The 22,462-nt window shown below is 69.3% G+C and carries 22 protein-coding genes; 10 read left to right on the forward strand and 12 right to left on the reverse strand.

Features of this window, described 5'->3' with window-relative positions; all coding sequences use genetic code 11:
- Positions 1 to 79 precede the first annotated feature (79 nt).
- On the forward strand, positions 80 to 805 hold the full coding sequence (locus BM004_RS01800; RefSeq protein ID WP_093125922.1) for an OmpW/AlkL family protein: 726 nt from the start codon (positions 80 to 82) through the stop codon (positions 803 to 805).
- 45 nt (positions 806 to 850) lie between these two features.
- Here the strand turns inward: BM004_RS01800 and BM004_RS01805 are convergent, their stop codons facing one another.
- The 3 genes from BM004_RS01805 to BM004_RS01815 form a co-directional block, all read right to left on the reverse strand.
- A complete protein-coding gene (locus BM004_RS01805; RefSeq protein WP_093210927.1) occupies positions 851 to 1,534 on the reverse strand; it encodes a glutathione S-transferase family protein in 684 nt (227 codons plus the stop codon).
- Between the two features lie 136 nt (positions 1,535 to 1,670).
- Entirely contained in the window at positions 1,671 to 2,237 is a 567-nt protein-coding gene (locus tag BM004_RS01810) for an MgtC/SapB family protein (protein ID WP_093125918.1), read from the reverse strand.
- Between the two features lie 14 nt (positions 2,238 to 2,251).
- Positions 2,252 to 4,294: a lytic transglycosylase domain-containing protein gene (locus BM004_RS01815; protein WP_093210929.1), complete on the reverse strand. Its 2,043-nt coding sequence runs from the start codon at positions 4,292 to 4,294 to the stop codon at positions 2,252 to 2,254.
- A gap of 9 nt (positions 4,295 to 4,303) precedes the next feature.
- Between BM004_RS01815 and BM004_RS01820 the strand changes: the two genes are divergently transcribed.
- On the forward strand, positions 4,304 to 4,921 hold the full coding sequence (locus BM004_RS01820; RefSeq protein WP_093125913.1) for a 5-formyltetrahydrofolate cyclo-ligase: 618 nt from the start codon (positions 4,304 to 4,306) through the stop codon (positions 4,919 to 4,921).
- Between the two features lie 60 nt (positions 4,922 to 4,981).
- Here BM004_RS01820 and BM004_RS01825 read toward each other — a convergent pair whose 3' ends face one another.
- Positions 4,982 to 5,965, reverse strand: coding sequence for a LysR substrate-binding domain-containing protein (locus BM004_RS01825; RefSeq protein ID WP_093125910.1), 984 nt, complete (start codon positions 5,963 to 5,965; stop codon positions 4,982 to 4,984).
- Positions 5,966 to 6,145: 180 nt separating this feature from the next.
- On the opposite strand from BM004_RS01825, the gene BM004_RS01830 reads away from it, so the two are divergent.
- Positions 6,146 to 6,463 carry a DUF2917 domain-containing protein gene (locus tag BM004_RS01830; protein WP_093125907.1) on the forward strand — a complete coding sequence of 106 codons (318 nt, stop codon included), beginning with the start codon at positions 6,146 to 6,148 and terminating at the stop codon, positions 6,461 to 6,463.
- Positions 6,464 to 6,569: 106 nt separating this feature from the next.
- On the opposite strand, the gene BM004_RS01835 is transcribed toward BM004_RS01830, so the two are convergent.
- Positions 6,570 to 6,971, reverse strand: a complete 402-nt coding sequence (locus BM004_RS01835; RefSeq protein WP_093125905.1) for a BLUF domain-containing protein — start codon at positions 6,969 to 6,971, stop codon at positions 6,570 to 6,572.
- Positions 6,972 to 7,060: 89 nt separating this feature from the next.
- On the opposite strand from BM004_RS01835, the gene BM004_RS01840 reads away from it, so the two are divergent.
- The gene (locus BM004_RS01840; RefSeq protein ID WP_177206319.1) at positions 7,061 to 7,831 is read left to right on the forward strand and encodes a Crp/Fnr family transcriptional regulator; all 771 of its coding nucleotides are present in this window, start codon (positions 7,061 to 7,063) and stop codon (positions 7,829 to 7,831) included.
- Between the two features lie 32 nt (positions 7,832 to 7,863).
- Here BM004_RS01840 and BM004_RS01845 read toward each other — a convergent pair whose 3' ends face one another.
- Complete coding sequence (locus tag BM004_RS01845; protein ID WP_256219752.1) at positions 7,864 to 8,751, reverse strand: DUF6279 family lipoprotein; 888 nt, start codon at positions 8,749 to 8,751, stop codon at positions 7,864 to 7,866.
- Between BM004_RS01845 and glmU the strand changes: the two genes are divergently transcribed.
- Positions 8,750 to 10,177: a bifunctional UDP-N-acetylglucosamine diphosphorylase/glucosamine-1-phosphate N-acetyltransferase GlmU gene (gene glmU / locus BM004_RS01850; protein WP_093210930.1), complete on the forward strand. Its 1,428-nt coding sequence runs from the start codon at positions 8,750 to 8,752 to the stop codon at positions 10,175 to 10,177. The two genes, BM004_RS01845 and glmU, sit on opposite strands and share 2 nt — an antisense overlap.
- Before the next feature lie 17 nt (positions 10,178 to 10,194).
- Here glmU and BM004_RS01855 read toward each other — a convergent pair whose 3' ends face one another.
- Positions 10,195 to 10,698, reverse strand: coding sequence for an Lrp/AsnC family transcriptional regulator (locus BM004_RS01855; protein WP_093210932.1), 504 nt, complete (start codon positions 10,696 to 10,698; stop codon positions 10,195 to 10,197).
- Between the two features lie 138 nt (positions 10,699 to 10,836).
- Between BM004_RS01855 and glmS the strand changes: the two genes are divergently transcribed.
- Positions 10,837 to 12,717 carry a glutamine--fructose-6-phosphate transaminase (isomerizing) gene (gene glmS, locus BM004_RS01860; protein WP_093210934.1) on the forward strand — a complete coding sequence of 627 codons (1,881 nt, stop codon included), beginning with the start codon at positions 10,837 to 10,839 and terminating at the stop codon, positions 12,715 to 12,717.
- Between the two features lie 78 nt (positions 12,718 to 12,795).
- Here the strand turns inward: glmS and BM004_RS01865 are convergent, their stop codons facing one another.
- Positions 12,796 to 13,812, reverse strand: a complete 1,017-nt coding sequence (locus BM004_RS01865) for a tripartite tricarboxylate transporter substrate-binding protein (RefSeq protein WP_093210936.1) — start codon at positions 13,810 to 13,812, stop codon at positions 12,796 to 12,798.
- 102 nt (positions 13,813 to 13,914) lie between these two features.
- Here BM004_RS01865 and BM004_RS01870 point away from each other — a divergent pair, with 102 nt between their 5' ends.
- Complete coding sequence (locus BM004_RS01870) at positions 13,915 to 14,808, forward strand: LysR family transcriptional regulator (protein ID WP_093210938.1); 894 nt, start codon at positions 13,915 to 13,917, stop codon at positions 14,806 to 14,808.
- A gap of 33 nt (positions 14,809 to 14,841) precedes the next feature.
- Here BM004_RS01870 and BM004_RS01875 read toward each other — a convergent pair whose 3' ends face one another.
- Positions 14,842 to 15,282, reverse strand: coding sequence for a hypothetical protein (locus tag BM004_RS01875; protein WP_143072396.1), 441 nt, complete (start codon positions 15,280 to 15,282; stop codon positions 14,842 to 14,844).
- 30 nt (positions 15,283 to 15,312) lie between these two features.
- Between BM004_RS01875 and BM004_RS01880 the strand changes: the two genes are divergently transcribed.
- The gene (locus BM004_RS01880; RefSeq protein ID WP_093210942.1) at positions 15,313 to 15,777 is read left to right on the forward strand and encodes a PaaI family thioesterase; all 465 of its coding nucleotides are present in this window, start codon (positions 15,313 to 15,315) and stop codon (positions 15,775 to 15,777) included.
- A gap of 43 nt (positions 15,778 to 15,820) precedes the next feature.
- Here BM004_RS01880 and BM004_RS01885 read toward each other — a convergent pair whose 3' ends face one another.
- On the reverse strand, positions 15,821 to 16,321 hold the full coding sequence (locus BM004_RS01885; RefSeq protein ID WP_093210944.1) for a MarR family winged helix-turn-helix transcriptional regulator: 501 nt from the start codon (positions 16,319 to 16,321) through the stop codon (positions 15,821 to 15,823).
- 9 nt (positions 16,322 to 16,330) lie between these two features.
- Positions 16,331 to 16,756 (reverse strand): ArsR/SmtB family transcription factor, encoded by a 426-nt coding sequence (locus tag BM004_RS01890; protein ID WP_218152664.1) that lies wholly within the window; start codon positions 16,754 to 16,756, stop codon positions 16,331 to 16,333.
- 129 nt (positions 16,757 to 16,885) lie between these two features.
- On the opposite strand from BM004_RS01890, the gene BM004_RS01895 reads away from it, so the two are divergent.
- Complete coding sequence (locus tag BM004_RS01895) at positions 16,886 to 18,073, forward strand: MFS transporter (protein WP_093210946.1); 1,188 nt, start codon at positions 16,886 to 16,888, stop codon at positions 18,071 to 18,073.
- Between the two features lie 65 nt (positions 18,074 to 18,138).
- A complete protein-coding gene (locus BM004_RS01900) occupies positions 18,139 to 18,531 on the forward strand; it encodes a carboxymuconolactone decarboxylase family protein (protein WP_093210948.1) in 393 nt (130 codons plus the stop codon).
- 15 nt (positions 18,532 to 18,546) lie between these two features.
- On the opposite strand, the gene putA is transcribed toward BM004_RS01900, so the two are convergent.
- Positions 18,547 to 22,287, reverse strand: a complete 3,741-nt coding sequence (putA, locus tag BM004_RS01905; RefSeq protein ID WP_093210950.1) for a trifunctional transcriptional regulator/proline dehydrogenase/L-glutamate gamma-semialdehyde dehydrogenase — start codon at positions 22,285 to 22,287, stop codon at positions 18,547 to 18,549.
- Positions 22,288 to 22,462: the final 175 nt, after the last annotated feature.

Genomic DNA, 22,462 nt, shown 5'->3' on the forward strand with positions numbered 1-22,462 from the left:
CGAGCGATTTTCAGCGGCAGCCATAAGCCGAAGTTCGTATCCGCAGAGGGATCTTTCAACCAAAGGAGCAATTCACATCATGAAGAAAACAATGATTGCGCTGGCGGCTCTGGGCGCCCTGGCGTCCGGAAGCGCCATGGCGCAACAGGCCGGCGACTGGGTCGTGGGCGCAGGGTGGTTCCATCTGTCACCGCAGGACTCGAGCAAGCCGCTGACCGTGACCTCGCCCATTCCGGCCGTGCTTCCCGGCTCCGGCGCGAGCGTGAGCGACTCCGACACCCTGGGCCTGAGCGCCATGTACTTCCTGGACAGTCACTGGGCCGTGGAAGGCGTGTTCGGCGTGCCGCCCAAGTTCAAGCTCAACGGCACCGGCACGCTGGGCCGCGTCGGCCAGCTCGGCGAAGCCCGCCAGTGGAGCCCGACCATCCTGGGCAAGTACTACTTCAACGAAGGCACCTCGGCCTTTCGTCCTTACGTCGGCGTGGGCGCCACCTATGTCTGGTACAGCGACGTCAAGCTGACCTCGAACCTGCAGGGCGCGCTGGCCAGCCAGTTCCACCAGTCGCCGTTCGCCGTGAACACCACGGCCAAGCTCGACAGCTCGTTCGCGCCGGTGATCAACCTCGGCGTGGCCTACCAGCTCGACAAGCACTGGGGCCTGTCGTTCTCGGTGTCGTACATCCCGCTGAAGACCAAGGCCAAGCTGACGACCACCTCGGTCACCGGCCTGCCCGTGGCCACGAGCGAAGCCAGCCTGAAGCTCAACCCGATCGTCACCTACGTGTCGGCCACCTACCGGTTCTGACCGGTACCGGCGCCTTGGCTTGCGCCTGAACCTGCCTCGAAGACCTTAGCGCCCCGTGCGGTAGGGCTCTTCGAACTGCAGGAAGTCTTTCTCCGCCAGCGCCTCGTCGATCCAGGCCTTGACGCCCGGCAGCGCCTGCACGCGCCCGATGTAGGCGGCGATGTTCGCCGGCACCGGCAGCCCGTAGGTGCCGATGCGCGTGCCGATGGGCGCGAAGTAGGCGTCGGCGATGGTGAATTCGCCGAACAGCATCGGGCCGCCGTGCGCCTCGAGCAGGCCGCTCCACATCTGCACGATGCGCGCGAGGTCGCTCGCGACCTCGGGTTGCTCCTTCATCAGCCGCGCGCCCACGCCGGGCAGCGAGGCCTCGATGTTCATCCCGCAATGGCCGCGCAGGCCGCCGAAGCCCGAGTGCATCTCGGCGCAGACGCTGCGCGCGCGTGCGCGGTCGGCCGCGGCCTGGGGCCAGAGCTGCTTCTCGGGGAAGGTCTCGGCCAGGTACTCGGCGATGGCCAGCGTGTCCCACACCACGAGCTCGCCGTCGGCCAGCACCGGCACCTTGGCCACGGGGTTGAGCGCGGCAATGGCGTTCTTGAATTTCGAGTCGGCCTCGAAGGAGTCGAAGCGCACCATCACTTCCTCGAAGGGAATGCCGGCCTGCTTCATCAGCACCCAGGGACGCATGGACCACGACGAGTAGTTCTTGTTGCCGATGTAGAGCTTGCGCATGAGAGGGGTCTCCGGTCCGTTGCGGTTCAAAAAAGCATTCGATGCTAGCCGCGCGTCGCGCGGGCATTGATGCCGAACGCGCGCCGGATTGATGCGCCCTGAATGGAGGCGCGCCGGCTGCGCGGCGGGGACGGGCTCAGCGCCCGCGCGTGTCGTCCGGCGAGGCGATCACGCGGGGCTTGGCGTCCTGCGCGCCGTCGCCGTTTTTCGGCGGGCCGGCCACGCGCTCGACCAGGCCCACGAGGCGCGGCACCAGCGCCAGCACGGCCAGCGCCAGCAGGGCGCTCAGCAGCGCCGTGGCCTCGCGTCCGAGCCCGCAGGCCATGCCGATCGCGGCGGTCATCCACAGGCCCGCGGCCGTGGTCAGGCCCTGCACCTGGGTCTCGTCCTTGCCCTGCTTGAGGATGGTGCCCGCGCACAGGAAGCCCACGCCCGCCACCAGCCCCTGGATCACGCGGCTCATGTCGGCCGGCACGATGCCGGTCTGCTGCGGAATGAGCACGAACATCGCCGAGCCGATGGCCACCAGCATGTGCGTGCGCACGCCGGCCGCCTTGCCCGCCTGCTCGCGCTCGAAGCCGAGCACGAAGCCCAGCGCACCGGCCAGCGTGAGGCGCAGCACGATGCGCGTGAGCTGCGCGACGTCGGTCACGTCCGAGAACTCGGAGGCGATGGTGTCCAGGACCTCGTCGCGCCAGCTCATCGGGGTGCCTCAGTTCAGGGCAGGTCCTTGTTCGGTTCCGGTTCGGCCGCGTCGCGCGGGCCCACGCGGCCCAGGCGCTCCTTGAGCGATTGCGGCCGGCCGCTGATGATGGCGGCGTAGTTGGTGGTGTTGGCCAGCACCTTCTTCACGTAGTCGCGCGTCTCGTTGAACGGCACGTTCTCGGCCCAGATGGCGGCCTCGACGACCGGTCCGTTGCGCCAGCTGCGCGGGCGGCCGGGGCCCGCGTTGTAGGCGGCGGCGGCCAGCGCCATCGACCCGTCGAAGTCGTCGAGCGCGAGCTTCAGGTAGTTGGTGCCGATGGTGATGTTGGTCTCGCGGTCGTTGATTTGGCCGGGCGTGAAGTCGCTCAGGCCGATCTTGCGGGCCGTCCAGCGCGCGGTGGCGGGCATGACCTGCATGAGGCCCGAGGCGCCGACGCCGGAGCGCGCGTCCATGATGAAGCGGCTTTCCTGGCGGATCAGGCCGTACACGTAGGCCGGGTCCAGGCCGATGTCCTGCGCCTTGCGCAGCACCGTGTCGTGGAACGGCATGGGGAAGCGCTGCTCGACGTCGACCACGCCCTTGGTGCGCTCGCTGGTGTTGATGCAGCGGTCCCACACCTCGCGCTGGCAGGCGAAGTCGGCCGCGGCCAGCAGCGCGCGGTCGTCCATGCCGCCCTTGTCGTGCAGGTTGGTGGCGTAGTTCCACTCGCGCGTGCCTTCGGAGCGCAGGCCGATGGCGATGGCGTACAGGCCCCGGGCCAGCGCCGGGTTGGCGCGCGCGGCGGCCTTTTCCTCGGGCGTGAGCGGTGCGGGGCGGGTGGCGGCCACGGTGCGCTGGCCGAGCTCCTCGAGCGCCAGCATTTCGTAGAAGCCGCGCGAGCCGGCAATGCTCTGGTACAGGTCGCGCGCCTGGGTGCGGCGCTCTTCGCTGCGCTCGGTGGCGAGCGCGCGGGCCTTCCAGTAGACCCAGGTCGGGTCGAGCTGGGCGGTCTCGCTCATGGCGTTGATGGCGGGGGCCACCTCTTTCCACTGGCCTGCGCGCAGCGCGGTGCGCACGCGCCAGCCGAGCATGTCGTCGGACAGGTCGGCGTTCTTGGTGACGTTGCCGAAGTACGTGCCGGCCTGCGGCCACAGCTTGAGCGCGGCGGCGCGGCCGATGGTGCCCCACAGCCAGTTGCGCTCTTCGGCCGAAAGCATCGGGCCCCACTTGCTGTCGAGCTGCGAGGCGGCCTGCTCGGGGTCGGCAATGGCGACCTTGATGAGCGCGAGCACCACCAGTTCCTTGCGCGACTTGGCGGCCACGAAGGCGCGCCCGGTCAGGAACTTGGCCGAACTGGCGTTGAGCTCCTCGAACAGCGGCAATGCGTCGGGCGCGGCAATGGTGATGGCGCCGCGCGCGGCCTGCGGGCGGTTGGCCTCCATGGCCAGGCGCGCCTTCTTCCAGGCGTCGTTCGGCGAGAGCAGGCGCGCGGCCACCATGCGGTCGGCGGCGGTGAGGCAGCCGTCGTCGGCTTCCTTCTGGCTGAGCCAGTCGCGGCGCACGTCGTCGGCCTGGGCCTGCGTGGCGGTGCCGGTGCGCAGCGTGTCGGCCAGCACGGCGTAGCAGCGCACCTGTGCGTCGTCGCCCATGCGGAAGCCGGCCACGGCGGCGGAGAAGTTGTCCCAGTCGCGGCGCTGGCCCGTGAGCAGCAGCCAGTCGTTGCGCAGCCGGTCTTCCTGGTAGGTGCCGGGGTAGCGCGCGAAGAAATCCTGCACTTCGCTGGGGGCGGCTTCCTGCAGGCGTGCCTTGAGTTCCCAGTAGGCGGCCCAAGGTTCCAGGGCATGGCCGCGGGCCTGCGGCAACAGGGCCGCGAGGCGGGCCTTGTCGCCGCGCTGGAAGGCCTGTTTCATCTGGACCAGCACGTCGTCGTTGGTGTTGCTCTGGGCGGCGGCGGGTTGTTGCGAGAACAACGCGGCGAGGGCCAGGACCGTGGAAAAAACCAGTGCGGGTGCTGCGTTGCGCCGATGGGCGCGGTGGCTGGGCCGCTGGGGTGCCAAAATGCTTGGGAACTGCATCGGGGGATTATGGACAAGTCAAAGGGTGCCGACACCTCGGCGACGGCGAGTTTTCTGAAGGATCAGCTGCGCAAGGCATTGATCGAACAACGCCTGGCGATGCCTGATCGGCTGACACGCGCGGACCTGTTGCAGCGCGTGATGCGGATCTGGCTGGTCGGGCGGCCCGACACCGTGATCGGCGCCTACTGGCCGATCAAGGGCGAGTTCGATCCGTTGCCGGCACTGCACCGCTGGAAGGAAGACGGCGAACTCATGGAAGAGTCGCAGCGTCGCCGCATCGGACTGCCGGTGATCGACAAAGTTCACAAGACGCTGACCTTCCATGCCTGGTACCCGGGCTGCCAGATGGAAGAAGACGCCTACGGCATTCCCAAGCCCAAGGACACCGAGCTGATCGTGCCGACCCTGCTGTTCGTGCCCTGCGTGGGCTACAGCGCGGGCGGCTACCGGCTGGGCTACGGCGGCGGTTTCTACGACCGCACGCTGGCGGCGCTGGAGCCGCGGCCGTTCACGGTGGGGCTGGGCTTCACACACGGCTTCCTGGAAGACTTCGACCCCGAGGCGCACGACCTGCCGCTGGACGCCATCCTCAACGACAACGGCGTGGTCTGGCCGACGAGCTGAGCTGAGCTGACGTGTCCCGGCCTGGTCTGGCCAGGCGTGGCTCGACCGGGCCAGCCCCGCTCAGTCGAGGTTGTCGACCGTGTCCGGGTCCGGCACCTCGCCGATGGTCTCGCGCGTGGTCGCGGCCTGCAGCTGCAGCCAGTCGCAGAAAGCCCTGATTTCGGGGCGCAGCGCGCTGCGCGGCCCGGCAATGAGCCAGTAGGCCATTGGTGAATCCATGCGGTGCTGCGGCAGCACCTCGACCAGGTCGCCGTTGGCCAGGCTCTCGGCAATCAACGAGCTGCGCGCCAGCGTCACGCCCTGGCCGGTGAGGGCGGCCTGCACCATCTGGTAGGCGTAGTTGAAATAGAGCCAGCGCTTGGGCTGCGCCCGCTCCAGCCCGTTCACCTCGAACCAGCGCCGCCAGGTCAGCCATTCCAGGTGCGTGCGGTGCGCGTCGCCGGCCTCGATCAGCGTGAAGCGGGTGATGTCGGCGGGCGTCTTGATGGGCGGGTTGCTCTTCAGCAGCCAGGGGCTGGCCACCGGCGTCAGCGTCTCGCCGAACAGGCGCAGGGCGCCGGCCGACATGGTCTCGCGCGGGCCGTAGCGCAGGGCGATGTCCACGTCGGCCACTTCCAGGTCGACCGCCACGTCGCTGGCGTCGATGCGGATGTCGATCTCGGGGTTGTCGCGCTGGAAGGCCTCCAGCCGCGGAATGAGCCACATCGACGCGAACGAGGCGAACGTGGTCAGCGACACGCTCTGGCGCCCCGCGCTCTGGCGGATCTGCCGCACCGCCGTGTCGATGCGCGGCAGCGACTGCTGCACCGCCAGCAGCAGCAGCGCCCCGGCGCTGGTGAGCTCCACCGCCCGCGTGTGGCGCAGGAACAACCCCACGCCCACTTCTTCTTCCAGCGACTGGATCTGGCGGCTCACGGCCGACTGCGTCAGGGCCATTTCCTCCGCGGCGGCACGGAAGTTCAGGTGCCGCGCCACGGCCTCGAAGGCCCTCAGGTGGCCGGCCGAGATCGGGCGGGAGCGCAGATGGGTTTGCGAATGTTGCATGGATATGACTTTGGGAGGCGGCCGGTGCAGAAATCGATTGATGCGCAGATCGCATCAGTAGCCTACCTCGTTTTCATTGGACCCCCGGCGCCTGAGAAACGATCATTCATTCCCGAACTGCGCTATTGCCCCGTCTCTGTCTGACCGGCCGCGCTTCGGCAAAGCCCAAGGAGTTTCATCATGTCCACCGCCGTCTGCACCACCGAATCGCTCTCGCCCCTGTCCGCTTCCACCCGCACCGCTGCCGTTCCGCCGGCCGTTCGCCGTGGCGCCTGGCAGATTGCGCCCGGCGAGGCGATGAGCCTGAAGGCGCGGTCGGCCAGCGTGCTGCGCGTGAAGCAGGGCCGGGTGTGGATCACGCCCGATGCCACGCTCGCCAACCCCAGCGAAGACCTGGTGCTGGCACCGGGCGAATCGCTGGCGGTGGCCGCGGGCCAGCGCATCGTGATGGAGGCGTGGGACGGCTACGGCGCGACCTACAGCTGGGACAACGCCTGATTGTTCTGCCTCCAGGAGCTGAAAAGGCGGCCTCGGCCGCCTTTTTCTTTTTGAAGCTTCTTTCGCGCGGGCGGCTGCCTGCGCAGCCCACCGCGGCCAACTCAGTTCAACCGTTGATGTCGAAGCTCGGCAGCAGCGCCAGGAAGTGCCGCAGCGCCACCTGCCCGTCGAGCACGTGCACGCCGGCCATCAGGTCGGGCCCCTCGCTCTCGGCCAGGCCCATGCCGAAGCCCGTGTAGCGGCGCACCGCCAGCGGGGCCTCGTACACCACCCGGATGTCGGTGTGGCGCGGGTCCTTGCCGATCGAGCTCATCAGCGCGTCGACCGCCTCGCGCGGTCCCTCCAGGTGCTGGCAGAAACGCTGCCCGTCGAACACCAGGAGGCCGGTGATGCCGCGCTCCGCGTTGCGCCCGCGCGCCCGGGAAGCGATGGAGCCCACGGTGGTCGGGGGCAGGTCCTGGGCGAGCGTGCTGCAGTAAAGGACTTCGTAGAGCGAGTGTTCTGTCATGCGTCTGGAGGGAAAACGCTGCGCAGTGTAGGTACCCTCCAGACGTCGCGAAATGTCAAAAGACACACGCCGAGCGCCTATAGTGCAGCGTGAAATTCGAGGACTATCCCGCCGCGGCGCCCCCCCCCCAGGGCGTCAACCCGTGCGACCAGTGCGCATTGCGCCGGCTCGATGCGTTCCTGCCCTGTTCCGAGGAAGAACTCAAGACGATCCAGTCGTTCCGCGTCGGCGCCCGCCGCGTGGAAGCCGGCGGGGCCATCGTCGAGGAGCACCGGCGCAGCGCCCAGCTGTTCACGCTCTACGCGGGCTGGGCCTTCCGCTTCAAGACCCTGAGCGACGGCCGGCGGCAGATCCTGAGCTTCCTGCTGCCCGGCGACTTCGTCGGCCTGCAGGACGAGTTCGCCGACGGCCAGACCCACGGCGTCGAGGCGGTCACCGACGTCACGCTGTGCGCCTTCTCGCGCGACCGGCTCTGGGGCCTGTTCCATGCCCAGCCCAAGCTGGGCTACGACATCACCTGGCTCGCCGCGCGCGAAGAAAAGATGGTCGACGACCAGCTCGTCACCGCCGGCCGGCGCAATGCCAGCGAGCGCGTGGCCATGCTGCTGATGCACCTGTACCGGCGCGCCGAGCGCGTGGGCATGGTGCGCGACGGCTGGGTCGAGTTTCCGTTCAACCAGCAGCACATCGCCGACGCGCTGGGGTTGTCGCTGGTGCACACCAACAAGACGCTGCGGCGGCTGCAGCGCCAGGGGCTCTACAAGATCGACGCCGGCTGGCTGCGCATCCTGGAGCCGCACGCGCTCGAGACGCTGGGCGACTACTTCGAGCGCCCGATGCGTCCCACGCCGCTGATCTGAGGCAGGGTCGGCGCGCGGCCTTCCTTCAGGGTTCAGGGCGCTGCCATCAGTTCCTGCAAATCGTCCTGGTAGGCCTGCAGCCGGCGCACCGCCTGGGCGCGCTGGCTCGCGCTCGTGCCGTTGTGCAGGGCGGCGGTGTTGCGGCAGCCCTCCTGCAGCAGCGCCTGCTGCTGGTCGCGCCACGCACCGGGCAGCGGATCGGCAATGCGCTGGATGTAGCCGTGCAACGCGGCCTGCGCCTCGGCCGGCGCGGGCTTGCGGGCGACGAAGCCGCGCAGCAGCACCAGCGCCTCCTGCTGGCGCTTGCGGCGCTCGGCGTCGGCCAGCTTCGGGTCGAACACCGACTGCGCGACCTGCTGCTTCAGCAGCTCGCGCTGTTCCGACGTGAGCCGGCCGTAGAAATCCTCCGTGCGGTCCAGGAACTGGTCGTAGCGCTTTTCCCGCACCTGGGCCGGTGTGCGGTCGAGCCAGTCCTTGCGGTACTCGGCGTTGTTCCTGGCGTACTTGCGCTCCAGGTGGAACAGCTGCGCGCCTGTCAGGCTCAAGGCCAGGCCGGTGCCGGCGGGTTCGGCGCGGTCGGCCACCGCCAGCAGCCGCTCGCGGATGCGGTCGGCCATGGCGCAGACCTGCGCCGGCGTCACCTCGCCCGGGGCCAGCGCCTGGGCCTCCTGCAGCAGCGCGGCCACGCGCGGCAGCTCGTTCTGGCGGTGCCAGGCCAGCAGCTGCGCGAGCTCCTCGCGCACCTTCGGGTTCTGCGCGCTGTCGAAGTCCAGGTAGCCGTCGAGCCACCAATAGCTCACGGTGGGCAGGTTGTTGTAGGCCAGCTTGATCGCACTGCAAGCCCCCAGGGCGGCAGCGAGCAGCAGCACGCCGATAATTCGCGCCACGCTCGCGCAACGAATTCGGGAAGAAAAACGCATGAATCAGACTCCGCAACAAGACAACCTGGGGCCGGTCGACGTCGTCATCATGGCGGCCGGCAAGGGCACGCGCATGAAAAGCAAGTGGCCCAAAGTGTTGCATCGATTGGCCGGCCGCGCATTGCTGGCCCATGTGGCCGACACCGCCGCGCGCGTCGGTGCGCGCGACGTGGTGGTCGTGACGGGGCATGGCGCGGCGGAAGTCGAGGCCGCCATGGCCGGTGCCGTTTCGGGCGCCAACCTGCGTTTCGCGCGCCAGGAGCCGCAGCTCGGCACCGGCCACGCGGTGCAGCAGGCCGCGCCGTTGCTGCCGGACGACGGCACCGTGGTCGTGCTTTCGGGCGACGTGCCGCTCATCGGCGAAGACACGCTGCGTGCGCTCATCGCCGCCAGCGCGGGCGAGCGCCTCGCGCTGCTGACCATCGAATTCGACGACCCGAGCGGCTACGGCCGCGTGATCCGCACCACCGCCGGCGGCGAGGTCACCGCCGTCGTCGAGCACAAGGACGCCAACGAAGCCCAGCGCGCCATGCGCGAGATCTACAGCGGCGTGATGGCCGTGCCCGCGCGCCTGCTCAAGGGCTGGCTCGCGCGGCTCGACAACAAGAACGCGCAGGGCGAGTACTACCTGACCGACGTGGTGAAGCTGGCGGCGGCCGACGGCGTGCCCGTGGTCGCGCACATCACCACCGACGCGCTGCAGGTAGCCGGCATCAACAGCCCGGCCCAGCTCGCGGCGCTCGAACGCGCCTGGCAGCTGCGCCAGGCGAACGCGCTGATGGAGCAGGGCGTGCGCCTGGCCGACCCGGCGCGCTTCGACCTGCGCGGCACGCTCGACTGCGGCTCCGACGTCGAGATCGACGTCAACTGCATCTTCGAAGGCGCGGTGTCGCTGGGCGAGGGCGTGCGCATCGGCGCGAACTGCGTCATTGCCAACGCGCGCATCGAGGCCGGCGCGGTGATCCACCCGTTCACCCACATCGAAGGCGAGAAGGCCGGCGTGACGGTGGGCGCGGGCGCGCTCATCGGCCCCTTCGCGCGGCTGCGGCCCGGCGCGCAACTGGGCGCCGAGGTGCACATCGGCAACTTCGTCGAGGTGAAGAACTCGACGCTGGCCGCCGGTGCCAAGGCCAACCACCTGGCCTACCTGGGCGACGCCACCGTGGGCGAGCGCGTGAACTACGGCGCGGGCAGCATCACCGCCAACTACGACGGCGCCAACAAGCACCGCACCGTGATCGGCGACGACGTGCACGTGGGCAGCAACTGCGTGCTGGTGGCGCCCATCACCATCGGCGCGGGCGGCACCGTCGGCGGCGGCTCCACGATCAACAAGTCGACTGAACCCGGCGCGCTGACCGTGGCGCGCGGCAAGCAGGTGAGCTTTGCGAACTGGAAGCGCCCGCAGAAGAAGCCCAAGGCCTGACGGTCTCTTGAAAGTTCTCAGGCTCCCGGTGCCAACGGCAGTGGCAGTGGCACCCGGGGCTCGAACTTCGCGCGCTTGAGGCTGAAGAAGGCTTTCACGTTGCGCACGTTCGCATCGGCCGTGAACAGGCGCTGCGTGAGCGCGCCGTAGTCCGGCATGTCGCGCGCGGCCACGACCAGCACGAAGTCGGGGCCGGGCGACACGCGCCAGCATTGCTGCACCGCGTCGTCGGCGATCACGCGGGTCTCGAAGGCGTCGAGCGACGCGGCGTCCTGCCGGTCCAGCGAGATTTCCACCACCGCCTGCAGCCCGTGGCCCAGCACCGCGGCCAGGCGGTCGGGCGAGAGCAGCGCCACCTGCCGCTCGATCAGGCCGATCTCGCGCAGGCGCTGCACGCGGCGCAGGCAGGTGGGCGGCGAGATGCCGATGTCGGCGGCCAGGCGCTGGTTGGTCTGTGAGGCGTCGCGCTGCAGCGCATCGAGCAGCCGCAGGTCTATTGAATCCAGGGAGATTGATTCCATATTTGGATAAATTATGGAAGAAAAATCCAAATGAGAGAAATGAAGAAATAAAAGTCCGAAATCAATTGAAATTGGAAAACATATTTCTTCCTTGCCTCCCTACCATCGAGCCTCTTCTTCATTCAAAGGCAGTCCACCATGTGCGGCATCGTCGGGGCAGCGTCCCATCGCAACATCGTTCCGGTCCTGGTCCAGGGCCTCCAGCGGCTCGAATACCGCGGCTATGACTCGTGCGGCGTGGCGGTGCATGCCGGCGGCCTGACGCGCGCCCGCACCACCTCGCGCGTGGCCGACCTCGTGGCGCAGGTGCGCGACGACAAGGTCGAGGGCCTCACCGGCATCGCCCACACGCGCTGGGCCACGCACGGCGCGCCCGCCGTGCACAACGCGCACCCGCACTTCAGCCACGGCCCCGGCGCCGACGCGCAAGCCGCGCGCCCCGGGCGCGTCGCGCTGGTGCACAACGGCATCATCGAAAACCACGAGACCCTGCGCGCCGCGCTCGAGGCCAAAGGCTACGTGTTCGAGAGCCAGACCGACACCGAGGTCATCGCCCACCTGGTCGACAGCCTGTACGACGGCGATCTGTTCGAAGCCGTGAAGGCCACCGTGCTGCAGCTGCACGGCGCCTACGCCATTGCCGTGATCTGCCGCGACGAGCCGCAGCGCGTGATCGGCGCGCGCGCCGGCTCGCCGCTGATCCTCGGCGCGGGCAAGGACGGCGCGGAGAACTTCCTGGCCAGCGATGCCATGGCCCTGGCCGGCGTGACCGACCAGATCATCTATCTCGAGGAAGGCGACGTGGTCGACCTGCAGCCCGGCAAGTACTGGATCGTCGACAAGAACCACAAGCCTGTGACCCGCCAGGTGCGCACCGTGCATGCGCACAGCGGCGCGGCCGAGCTCGGCCCCTACCGCCACTACATGCAGAAGGAAATCTTCGAGCAGCCGCGCGCCATCGGCGACACGCTCGAAGGCGTGGAGGGCATCGTGCCCGAGCTGTTCGACGGCGTGGGCCAGGACGGCGCCACCGGTGCGAGCGCGCACCGCGTGTTCCAGGACATCGACAAGATCCTCATCCTCGCCTGCGGCACCAGCTACTACAGCGGCTGCACCGCCAAGTACTGGCTCGAGGGCATCGCAAAGATCTCCACGCAGGTCGAGATCGCCAGCGAGTACCGCTACCGCGACTCCGTGCCCGACCCCAAGACGCTGGTCGTCACCATCAGCCAGTCGGGCGAAACCGCCGACACGCTGGCTGCACTGAAGCACGCGCGCTCGTTGGGCATGGAACAGACACTGACCATCTGCAACGTCGCCACCAGCGCGATGGTGCGCGAGTGCAAGCTGGCGTACATCACGCGCGCCGGCGTGGAGATCGGCGTGGCGTCGACCAAGGCCTTCACCACGCAACTGGCCGGCCTGTTCCTGCTGACGCTGGCCATCGCGCAGGCCAAGGGCCGCCTGAGCGCCGAAGACGAGGCGCGCTACCTGAAGGAGATGCGCCACCTGCCCGTGGCGCTGCAGTCGGTGCTGGCGCTGGAGCCGCAGATCATCGGCTGGGCCGAAGACTTCGCGCGCAAGGACAACGCGCTGTTCCTCGGCCGCGGGCTGCACTACCCGATCGCGCTCGAAGGCGCGCTCAAGCTCAAGGAAGTGACCTACATCCACGCCGAGGCCTATGCCGCCGGCGAGCTCAAGCACGGCCCGCTGGCGCTGGTGACGAGCGAGATGCCCGTGGTGGCCGTGGCGCCGAACGACACGCTGCTCGAGAAGCTCAAGAGCAACCTGCAGGAAGTGCGTGCGCGCGGCGGCGTGCTCTACGTGCTGGCCGACGGCGACACCAGGATCAAGAGCAGCGAAGGCCTGCACGTGATCCGCATGCCCGAGCACTACGGCGCGCTGTCGCCCATCCTGCACGTGGTGCCGCTGCAGCTGCTGGCGTACCACACGGCCTGCGCGCGCGGCACCGATGTGGACAAGCCGCGCAACCTGGCGAAGAGCGTGACGGTGGAGTGAGCGGCGGGGCCGATTCGTCGGCTGTTGTTCACCACCGATGTCGAAGACCAGGCAAGACGGGTTTCGGCCAGCCGCGCCTCACGAGTCGCCCCGAATGCCGGCGCTGACCAGCAGCGGCGCCCAGGCTCGGCGTTCGTCCTCGATCCTCGCGGCAAGTTGCGCCGGCGTGCTGTGCGCCGCAACCATGGCCGCGTCCTGCAGACTCCGTGCGAGGTCGCCGCGTGCGACCACGGTGCGCACGGCCTCCGACGCTTCGTTCGCGCTGGCTTCAGAGGCGCCGCCGGGCAGGAAGAACGCAAACCACTCGCGCATCGCCGATCGCGCGTAGCCCTGTTCCGTCAGGGTGGGCACCGAGGGCGAGAAAGGACTGCGCTCGCTGCCGGAGGTAGCCAGCATCCGGAGCCGGCCCCCAGCCAGCTGTGCGAGCAGGAGGCCCTCGGGCAGCACCAGCACGGCCACCTGGCCGCCCAGCAGCGCCACCATGGCAGGCGGCCCCCCGGGGTACGGCACATGGCGCCAGCTCAAGCCGGGTTGGTCGAAGACCATGGCTTCCAGGATGTGGGGCAGGGTGCCCGCGCCGGGCGACGCCGCATTGGCGGAGGCCGGGTGGCTTCGCATCCAGTCGACCAGCGCGCGCACGCCGGTGACGTCGGCCGGCACCGCAGGGCCGACGGCCACGCCGAGGTTCATCTCCGCCGCGACCGACACCGAGCGGAGGTCTCGCGCAGGGTCATAGCCCAGCTTCTCGTACAACGTCGGATAAAGGCTGGCGAGCGCGCCTTGCGCCAGCAACCAGGTCGTGCCATCGGCTGGCGCCGACCTGAGCGCCCGCACGGCGATCTGCCCCGACGCGCCGGGCCGGTTGTCGATCACCACCTGCCGGGCAAAGGTGCCGGTGAGTTCTTCGCCGAATCGCCGCGCCAGGATGTCGGGCACGCTGCCGGCCGGGCCGGTGCAGATCAACCGCAGCCGCTCGTGCATCGGTGCGGCGGAGGTTTGCGCAAACGCGGCGGGGCTCAGGATCGCAGCCGCCGCACCCGTCAGCATCAAGCGCCGCCGGCGTCCGCCGAACAAGGACAGAGAACGTGTCGTCATGGGGCGGTCCTCGAGTGATGGTGGCGTCGAGCCTATGCCTGCGCCTTCCCCCTCACAAGCCGCGAACTTGCAGAACGGGGCCGCAATAGTGCATAACGCGCCATGCTCGACTGGAACGACCTGAAGTACTTCGTCGCGGTGGCACGGCACGGCAGCACGCTGGCTGCGGGTCGGGCGCTCCAGGTCGATCCGTCCACGGTGCAGCGAAGGCTGACGGCACTGGAGCGCCACATCGGACGCGCGCTCGTCCAGCGCCACACCAACGGTTATCGCCTGACCGATTTCGGCGTGGAGATGCTCGAAGCGGCCCAACAGGTGGCGCAGGCCGCGCTCGCGTTCGAACAGTCGCTTGTGGTGTCGAGGCGCAATGCGTCGGGCGTCATCCGGCTCACCTGTCCGGAGCCGCTGGTCAATCGCCTGACGAACTCCGGGTTGCTGGACCGCTTCCACGCGCTGCATCCGGGCCTGCACGTGGAGTTCGTGATGAGCGACAAGTACATCGACCTGCGCACCGGCGAGGCCGACGTCGCGCTGCGTTCCGGCGACACCGACGACAACGTGCTGGTGGGCCGCAAGGTCGGAGATTCGTTGTGGGCCGTCTATGCGAGCGCGGACTATGCGCAGCGCAACGGAGTGCCCGCGTGCGTGGAGGAGCTTGCAGGCCATCCGCTGGTCGGTTTCGAGGAGAACATGGCCAGCCATCGCGCGAGCCAATGGCTGCGCCAGGTGGCACCGACCGCGACCGTGGTGGCGCGCAACGACAGCGTGCTCGGCCTTCTGCTGTCGGTGAAGGCGGGCGTAGGCATCGGCCCTTTGCCGACCGCCCTCGGCGATTCGGAAGCGGAGCTGGTCCGGGCATTCGGCCCCGTGCCCGCCCTGTCCAGGGACTGGCGGCTCCTTGCGATGCCCGAGATCCGCAAGACGGCGCGCGTCTGTGCCTTCTTCGATTTCATGGTGGCCGAGATAGAAGCGCTGAAGCCGATCATCACTGGCTAGCGGCCGCGGTGTCCGCCGATGTTGCGGCTGGAATCAACGCGCGTTCCACACAGCGAACGCGCCGTTGGCCACCATCAGCGCGCAGTCCGTCGCGAAGATGAAAAGCATCGACCCCTCGAGCACGCTCCACGCACCCGGCTCGTTGCGGCGGCGCTTGCCGATCATCGGAATGTTCACTGCGAACTGGCTCGCGTGCGCCACGGCCACCGCCGCGGCGAACAGCGCCAGCTGACGGCGGTCGGGGAACAGGCCTGCGAACAGCAGCAGCAGCGCGCACAGCACCATGAACCCCAGGTTGAGCCCACCCAGGAAGCGGATGGCGCCGCCCAGGGTATGGAACAGCGGACTCGCCCGTTGGTCGCGTGGAACGAGCATGCGCGCCGCGGCCTCGGAGCGCCACGAGAAATGAAACGCGCCCATCCCGAACCACAGGATGTTCAGGCTCAGGAGGATCGTCCAGCTTGTCGTTTGCATCGCGCGCGCCTTCATGTCAATAATGTTGACATGAAAGATGCTATCGAGAATTCGCCGCCTGTCGATGCCCGCGCGATGAGCGGCCTGCAGGTGCTCCAGGCCTTGCAGGCCGGGCGCATCGAGCGTTCGGGCATCGCGCACACGATGCCGATGCAACTGACGAGCGTGCAGCAAGGCGAAGTGCGCATGACCGTCACGCCCGACGCGCGCCACCTCAACCCGGCTGGCATGGTGCACGGCGGTTTCGCCGCGACCTGCCTCGACGGCGCCGCCGCGCTGGCGCTGTTCTCCGCGCTCGACGCCAGCACGCCGTACGCGACCGTGGACCTCAACGTGAAGTACGTGCGCCCCCTGGTGGCGGACACGGACTACGTCGCCATCGGCCGCCTGCTCGAGAAGACGCGCAGCATCGGCGTCTGCAACGCAGAGATCCGCGGGCAGGACGGCAAGCTGCACGCGCTCGCCTCGGCCACGCTGATGATCAAGACGGCTTGAGCCGTGCGCCCGCTGCTCGCCGCCGGCAGGCAGTTGCAAGCCGTCAGGCCAGGCGGGCCAGCGCGGTCATCACCTTGCGCCACGCGTCCTGTTCGTTGGCCGACACCGTCTGCAGCGCCAATTCCATGGCCTCGCGCTCGTGCGCCGAGGCCAGCTTCTCGGTGCGCGCGCCCAGTTCGGTCAGCCGCAGCTTCTTCGAGCGGTGCTGGTTCGCATCGCGCTCGGCCACGACGTAGCCTTCGTCCTGCAGGAACTTGAGCGGCCGGTGCATGGCCTGCTTCGTCACGCCCAGGAGTTCGATCAGCTGCCCGATCGAGATGCCCTCGGCGCGTGCCACCGCGTAGAGCAGGCGATGGTGGACGCGCGAGAGGCCCTGCTCCGCCAGGAAGGCGTCGGCCTTGACCACGAGGCCGCGGAACGCGAAGTGCATGAGCAGCAGCGCGCCGTCCTGCGGATGGAGTTCGCGCATGCCGGCGCGCGCGACGCGCGGCAACTCGAATGCCGGGTTGGGCGCGTCGCCTGATTGAGGCCGGGACTTGGGCATGCCTTGCCGTCAGGCGCGCCGTGCGGCCTTCTTTGCGGCGGGCTTTTTCGCGGCGGGTTTCTTTGCTGCTGCAGGCCGTTTCTTCGCAGCAGCCACGGGCATCACGGCCTCGGCCTTCACACGCTTCTCTTCGCGCGCCGCCGCAACCACCGCATCGAGCAGCCCCGGAAAGCGCGCCGCCAGATCGTCACGGCGCAGCTGCATGTAGCGCGACGTGCCTTCCATGCGGGTGAGCGTGAGGCCCGATCCGCGCAGCCGCGCGAAGTGGTACGACAGGTTGGTCTTCGAGCCCAGGCCCAGAAAGCTGGAGCAGTTCTGCTCGCCCATTTCGGCCAGCGCCAGCACCATTTCGCGCCGCACCGGATCGCTCAGCGCGTCGTAGATGCCGGAGAGTCCGATCTGCTCGGCGGGAGGGTGGTCAAGTTCACGAACCATCGCGCGAGCATAGCGCAGCAAGCCTTGCCCACAGCGCTTGTCCGGTTGTTCAATATATTTTGAACAAGCATTGACGACGGTGCGTGTTCGGTAGATAGTTCAACGCTCTTTGAACTTCATCGACTCGCCATGTTCCGCAATCTTTTCTGGCTCACGCTCGGTGCCTTCGCCATCGGCACCGAGAGCTTCGTCGTCTCGGGCCTGCTGCCTTCGCTGTCGGCGGATCTCGGGGTTTCGCTGTGGCGCGCCGGTCAGCTGGTGACGGCGTTCTCGCTCACCTATGCCGTCGCCACGCCGCTGCTGGCCGTGACCACGGCCGCATGGCCGCGCGAGCGCGTGCTGCGCGTGGCCATGGGGGCCTTCGCGCTGGCCAACGTGGCCGCCGCGGTTGCGCCCACCTACGGCTGGCTCGTGGCCGGCCGCATCCTGCTGGCCGCCTGCGCGGGGCTCTTCATGGCCACCGCGGGCGGCTATGCGGCCTCGTCGGTCAAGCCCGAGCAGCGCGGCCGCGCCATGGCGCTGGTGTACCTCGGCCTCACCGTGGCCACCGTGGTGGGCGTGCCGCTGGGCACGCTGGTCGGCCACCTGTTCGGGTGGCGCGCCACTTTCCTCGGCGTGGCGGCGCTCTCGGCCGTCGCATGGGTGGGGCTGTGCCTGCCGCGCACGCCGCAGCCGCTGCAGGCCGTGGTCTCGCTGAAGGAGCGCATCGCGATCGCGCGGCGCCCCGACATCCTGCTGGGCCTGCTCACCACCACGACCTGCATGGCCGGCGTCTTCGCCATCTACACCTACCTGTCGCCGCTGCTGGCGCAGGTCAGCGGCTACGGCGACACGCAGGTGGCGTTGGTACTGATGCTGTTCGGCGTGGGCAGCGCCATCGGCAACCTGTGGGGCGGCCACGCCGCCGATGCGCTGGGCCCGGTGCGCGTGGTGCGGCGCGCGCTGCTCGGCGTGATCGCGCTGTTCTGCCTGGTCTCGGTGATCGCCATGTGGGTGCCGCAGCCGGTGGCAACGTTCGCCATGCTGGCGGTCGTCGCGGGCTGGGGCGTGGTCGGCTGGTCGTTCCCGCCCGCGCAGCAGCTCAACCTGGTGCGCAGCGCGCCCACGCTGGCGCCGGTGGTGCTGTCGCTGAACAGCTCGGCGATCTACCTGGGCGTGTCGGTGGGCGCGGTGCTGGGCTCGTTCGCGGTGGCGTCGGGGCACATCGAGCGCGTCGGCTTCGTCGGCGCGGCGTGCGAAGCGGTCGCGCTGCTGCTGGTGTCGCTGGCGGCCCGGCGCAGGACGGTGGCGGTGCGGCCGCTGGCGGACGCGGCCTGAGCAGGCGGGCGGCGGACAATCGGGTCTCCCCGGCCGCATGGCCGCATCGCACCCAAGGAGACCTCGTGAAGCCCCAACCCATCGAGTACGCCGCCGCCTCCGACGACGTCAAGGCCCTGTTCGACGACATCAAGACCTCGCGCAACGTGCCCGACGTCAACAACTTCTGGAAGTACCTCGCCAACGACCCGGCCACGCTCAAGCGCACCTGGGGCAGCCTGAAGGAAGTGATGGCACCGGGCGCGCTCGACCCGGTGGTGAAGGAAATGGTCTACCTCGCGGTGAGCGTCACCAACAACTGTGGCTACTGCATCGCGAGCCATCACGCCGGCGCCGAGAAGGCCGGCATGACACCCGCGATGTTCGCCGAGCTCATGGCCGTGGTCGGCATGGCCAACGAGACCAACCGGCTCGTGAACGGCTACCGCGTGCCGATCGATCCGGCGTTCGACAAATAACGATCGGCGCGGCGCTCAGCCGATCGTCATCAGGCTCGCGTTGCCGCCGGCCGCGGCCGTGTTGATGCTCAGCGCGCGTTCCACCACCAGGCTTTCGAGCGGAATGGCGGCATCGCCCGGCGCGAAGGCCCGTACGCCGACGATCGGCCCCGGCCGCGCCGCCAGGCGTTGCATCACGTTCGCAAGCGCGCTCGCGTCGCCATGGTGCAGCGCGGCGTCGAAGACCACGGTGTCCGACGCCCAGTCGTTCGCCACGGCCACGCATGGCTGCACCTCCGCCGGCAGCGAGGCGCGCAGGGCCTGCGCCGCCGCATCGGCCGGCCAGATCGCGGTGCTGCCCACCGACAGCACCGCGGCCAGCTGCGTGAGGCGGTCCGCCTCGTCGCCGGCCAGGCACAGCACCGCGTCGCGCGGCACCAGCGTGTAGACGTTGCGCTCGCCGGTCGGGCCGGCCAGCGTGCGCGAACTGCCCGCGCGCGACTGCGCGGCGAAGCGCGTGCATTGCGCGGCCAGCGCCGCGCGGCCGTTCGACGCTGCCCAGCGCGACAACGCCGACAGGGCGCTGCGCGGCGCGGCCGCATCGTTCGCCACCGCGCGCGCCATCGCGTCGTCCGGCCGCTTCGACAGCATGCGCAGCATGTACAGCGGCCCGCCCGCCTTCGGCCCCGTGCCCGACAGGCCTTCGCCGCCGAAGGGCTGCACGCCCACCACCGCGCCGACGATGTTGCGGTTCACATAGACGTTGCCCGCCTTGGCATGCGCCACCACCTGCGCGATGGTCTCGTCGATGCGCGTGTGCACGCCCAGCGTGAGGCCGTAGCCGGTGCTGTTGATCTGCCCGACCAGCGCGCCGAGGTCGCGGCGGCGGTAGCGCACCAGGTGCAGCACCGGGCCGAACACCTCGCGCTGCAGCTCGGCGATGCCGTCGAGTTCGATGAGCGTCGGCATCACGTAGGTGCCCTCGCGCGTGTCGTGCGCGTACTCGCGGCCCTGGCGAAACACCTTGCGGCCCTTCGCGCGCATGGCCGCGATGTGGCGCTCGATGCCGTCGCGCGCCTCGGCGTCGATCACCGGGCCCACGTCCACGGCCAGCCGCGCGGGGTTGCCGATGCAGGCCTCGGCCATCGCGCCCTTGAGCATCTCCACCAGCCGGTCGGCCGCTTCCTCCTGCACGCACAGCACGCGCAAGGCCGAGCAGCGTTGGCCCGCGCTGTCGAAGGCCGAGGACATCACGTCGATCACCACCTGCTCCACCAGCGCGGACGAGTCGACGATCATCGCGTTCTGCCCGCCGGTCTCCGCGATCAGCGGCACCGGCGCGCCGCCGGCGCCCAGGCGCCGCGAGAGCGTCTTCTGCAGCAGGCGCGCCACCTCCGTCGAGCCGGTGAACATCACGCCCTGCACGCGCGCATCGGCCACCAGCGCGGCGCCCACGGTTTCGCCGCGGCCGGGCAGCAGCTGCACCGCGGCGCGCGGCACGCCGGCTTCCCACAGCGCGCGCACCGCTTCGGCCGCCACCAGCGGCGTCTGCTCGGCGGGCTTGGCCAGCACCGGGTTGCCGGCCGCCAGCGCGGCGGCCACCTGGCCGGTGAAGATCGCCAGCGGAAAATTCCACGGGCTGATGCACACCATCGGGCCGAGCGCGCGGTGCGTGTCGTTCGAGAAGTCGTCGCGCGCCTGCGCCGCGTAGAAGCGCAGAAAGTCGACAGCCTCGCGCACTTCGGCGATAGCGTTGGGGTAGGTCTTGCCGGCCTCGCGCGCCAGCAGGCCGAGCAGTTGCGGCATGCGCGCCTCGAGCAGGTCGCCCGCGCGTTCCAGCAAGTCGGCGCGCCCGGCGGGCGGTGTCGCGGCCCATTCGGCGGCGGCGCCTTGCGCGTGGGCGATGGCCGATTCGACATCGGCCGGCGTCGCCTCCTGCACGCGGCCGACGATGTCGCGCAGGTCCGCGGGGTTGCGCACGTCGGCCCATGGGTTCGAATTGGCGTTGCCGTCGCCGGCCTGCGCCAGCAGCGGCGAGGCGCGCCAGTCGGCGTGCGCGCTTTCGTGCAAGGCGTTGCCCAGCGCACGCAGGCTGTCGTCGTTCGCCAGGTCAAGCCCGTGCGAGTTGGTGCGTTGCGCGCCGTACAGCGCGGCGGGCAGCGCAATGGCCGGGTGCGGCAGGCCCAGCGTGCCTTTGCCTTCCTGCGCGCCCATGCGCTCCACCGTCGCCACGGGGTCTTCGACCAGCACTTCGAGCGGAATCGTCGGGTCGGCGATGCGGTTCACGAACGAGGTGTTGGCGCCGTTCTCCAGCAGGCGGCGCACCAGGTAGGCCAGCAGCGTCTCGTGCGTGCCCACCGGCGCGTAGATGCGGCAGGGCCGGCCCAGCGGCCCCACCACCTGCTCGTACAGCGGCTCGCCCATGCCGTGCAGGCACTGGAACTCGTACTGCCCCGGCGCATGGCGCGACGGATCGGCCATCGTGTAGATGGCGGCCAGCGTGTGCGCGTTGTGCGTGGCGAACTGCGGGTACACCTGTTCGGGCGCGTCGAGCAGCCGGCGCGCGCAGGCCAGGTAAGACACGTCGGTGTAGGCCTTGCGCGTGTAGACCGGGTAGCCGTCGAGCCCGTCGACCTGCGCGCGCTTGATCTCGCTGTCCCAGTACGCGCCCTTCACCAGCCGCACCATGAGGCGGTGGCGGCTGCGGCGCGCCAGGTCGACCACGAAGTCGATGACGAACGGGCAGCGCTTCTGGTACGCCTGGATCACGAAGCCGATGCCGTTCCAGCCCGCCAGCGCGGGCTCGAAGCACAGGCGCTCCAGCAGGTCGAGCGACAGCTCGAGCCGGTCGGCTTCTTCGGCGTCGATGTTCAGGCCGATGTCGTACTGCTGCGCCAGCAGCGTGAGCTCGCGCAGCACCGGGTACAGCTCGGCCATCACGCGCGCATGCTGCGCACGGCTGTAGCGCGGGTGCAGCGCCGAGAGCTTGATGGAAATGCCCGGCCCTTCGTACACGCCGCGTCCGGCCGAGGCCTTGCCGATGGCGTGAATCGCTTCTTCATATGCCACGCGGTAGCGCTTCGCATCGGCGGCGGTGAGCGCCGCTTCGCCGAGCATGTCGTACGAATAGCGAAAGCCCTGCGCCTCGAGTTCGCGCGCGTTTCCCAGCGCCTGCGCGATGGTCTCGCCGGTGACGAACTGCTCGCCCATCATGCGCATCGCCATGTCCACGCCCTTGCGGATCAGCGGCTCGCCGCCCTTGCCGATGAGCCGCGTGAGCACGGCCGACAGGCCGGTCTCGCTGTGCGTGGCCACCAGCTTGCCCGTGAGCAGCAGGCCCCAGGTCGCGGCGTTGACGAACACCGACGGGCTGCGCCCCGCATGCGACTGCCACTGGCCGTGCGCGATCTTGTCGCGGATGAGCGCGTTGCGCGTCTCGGCATCGGGAATGCGCAGCAGCGCTTCGGCCAGGCACATCAGCGCCACGCCTTCCTGCGACGACAGCGCGTATTCCTGCAGCAGCCCCTGCACGAGCCCGGCGCGTCCGCTCGCGTTCTTGCGGTTGCGCAGCTGCTGGGCGATGCGGTGCGCGAGTTCATGCGCCGCTTGTGCCTGGCCGTCCGGCAGGCGGGCCTGCGCGAGCAGCGGCGCCAGCGCCTGCGGCTCGGGGCGGCGGCAGGCGGCGGTGATGGCCGCGCGCAGGGCCGAGGGCGCCGCGAGTCCGTCCGCAAAATGCGCGAAGGAAGAGGGCAGGGGGGCATCGCTGGTGGGGTTCATGGAAAGGCTCGAGCTGGTGATATGTTGGATGATCTGCGCTATATCGATGAATATGTGTTCAAAAGATACGTGTATCGCAGAACAAATATCTACAAGCAGTGCATCGCCTGCGCACATGAGCAGGTCGCCCGACTGCATCCAGGCTTGACCAAAATTCCTTTCTATTGGATATTTA

Origin of the sequence: Variovorax sp. OK212, assembly GCF_900112425.1 — a bacterium.
In the GTDB taxonomy this organism is placed as follows: Bacteria; Pseudomonadota; Gammaproteobacteria; order Burkholderiales; family Burkholderiaceae_C; genus Variovorax.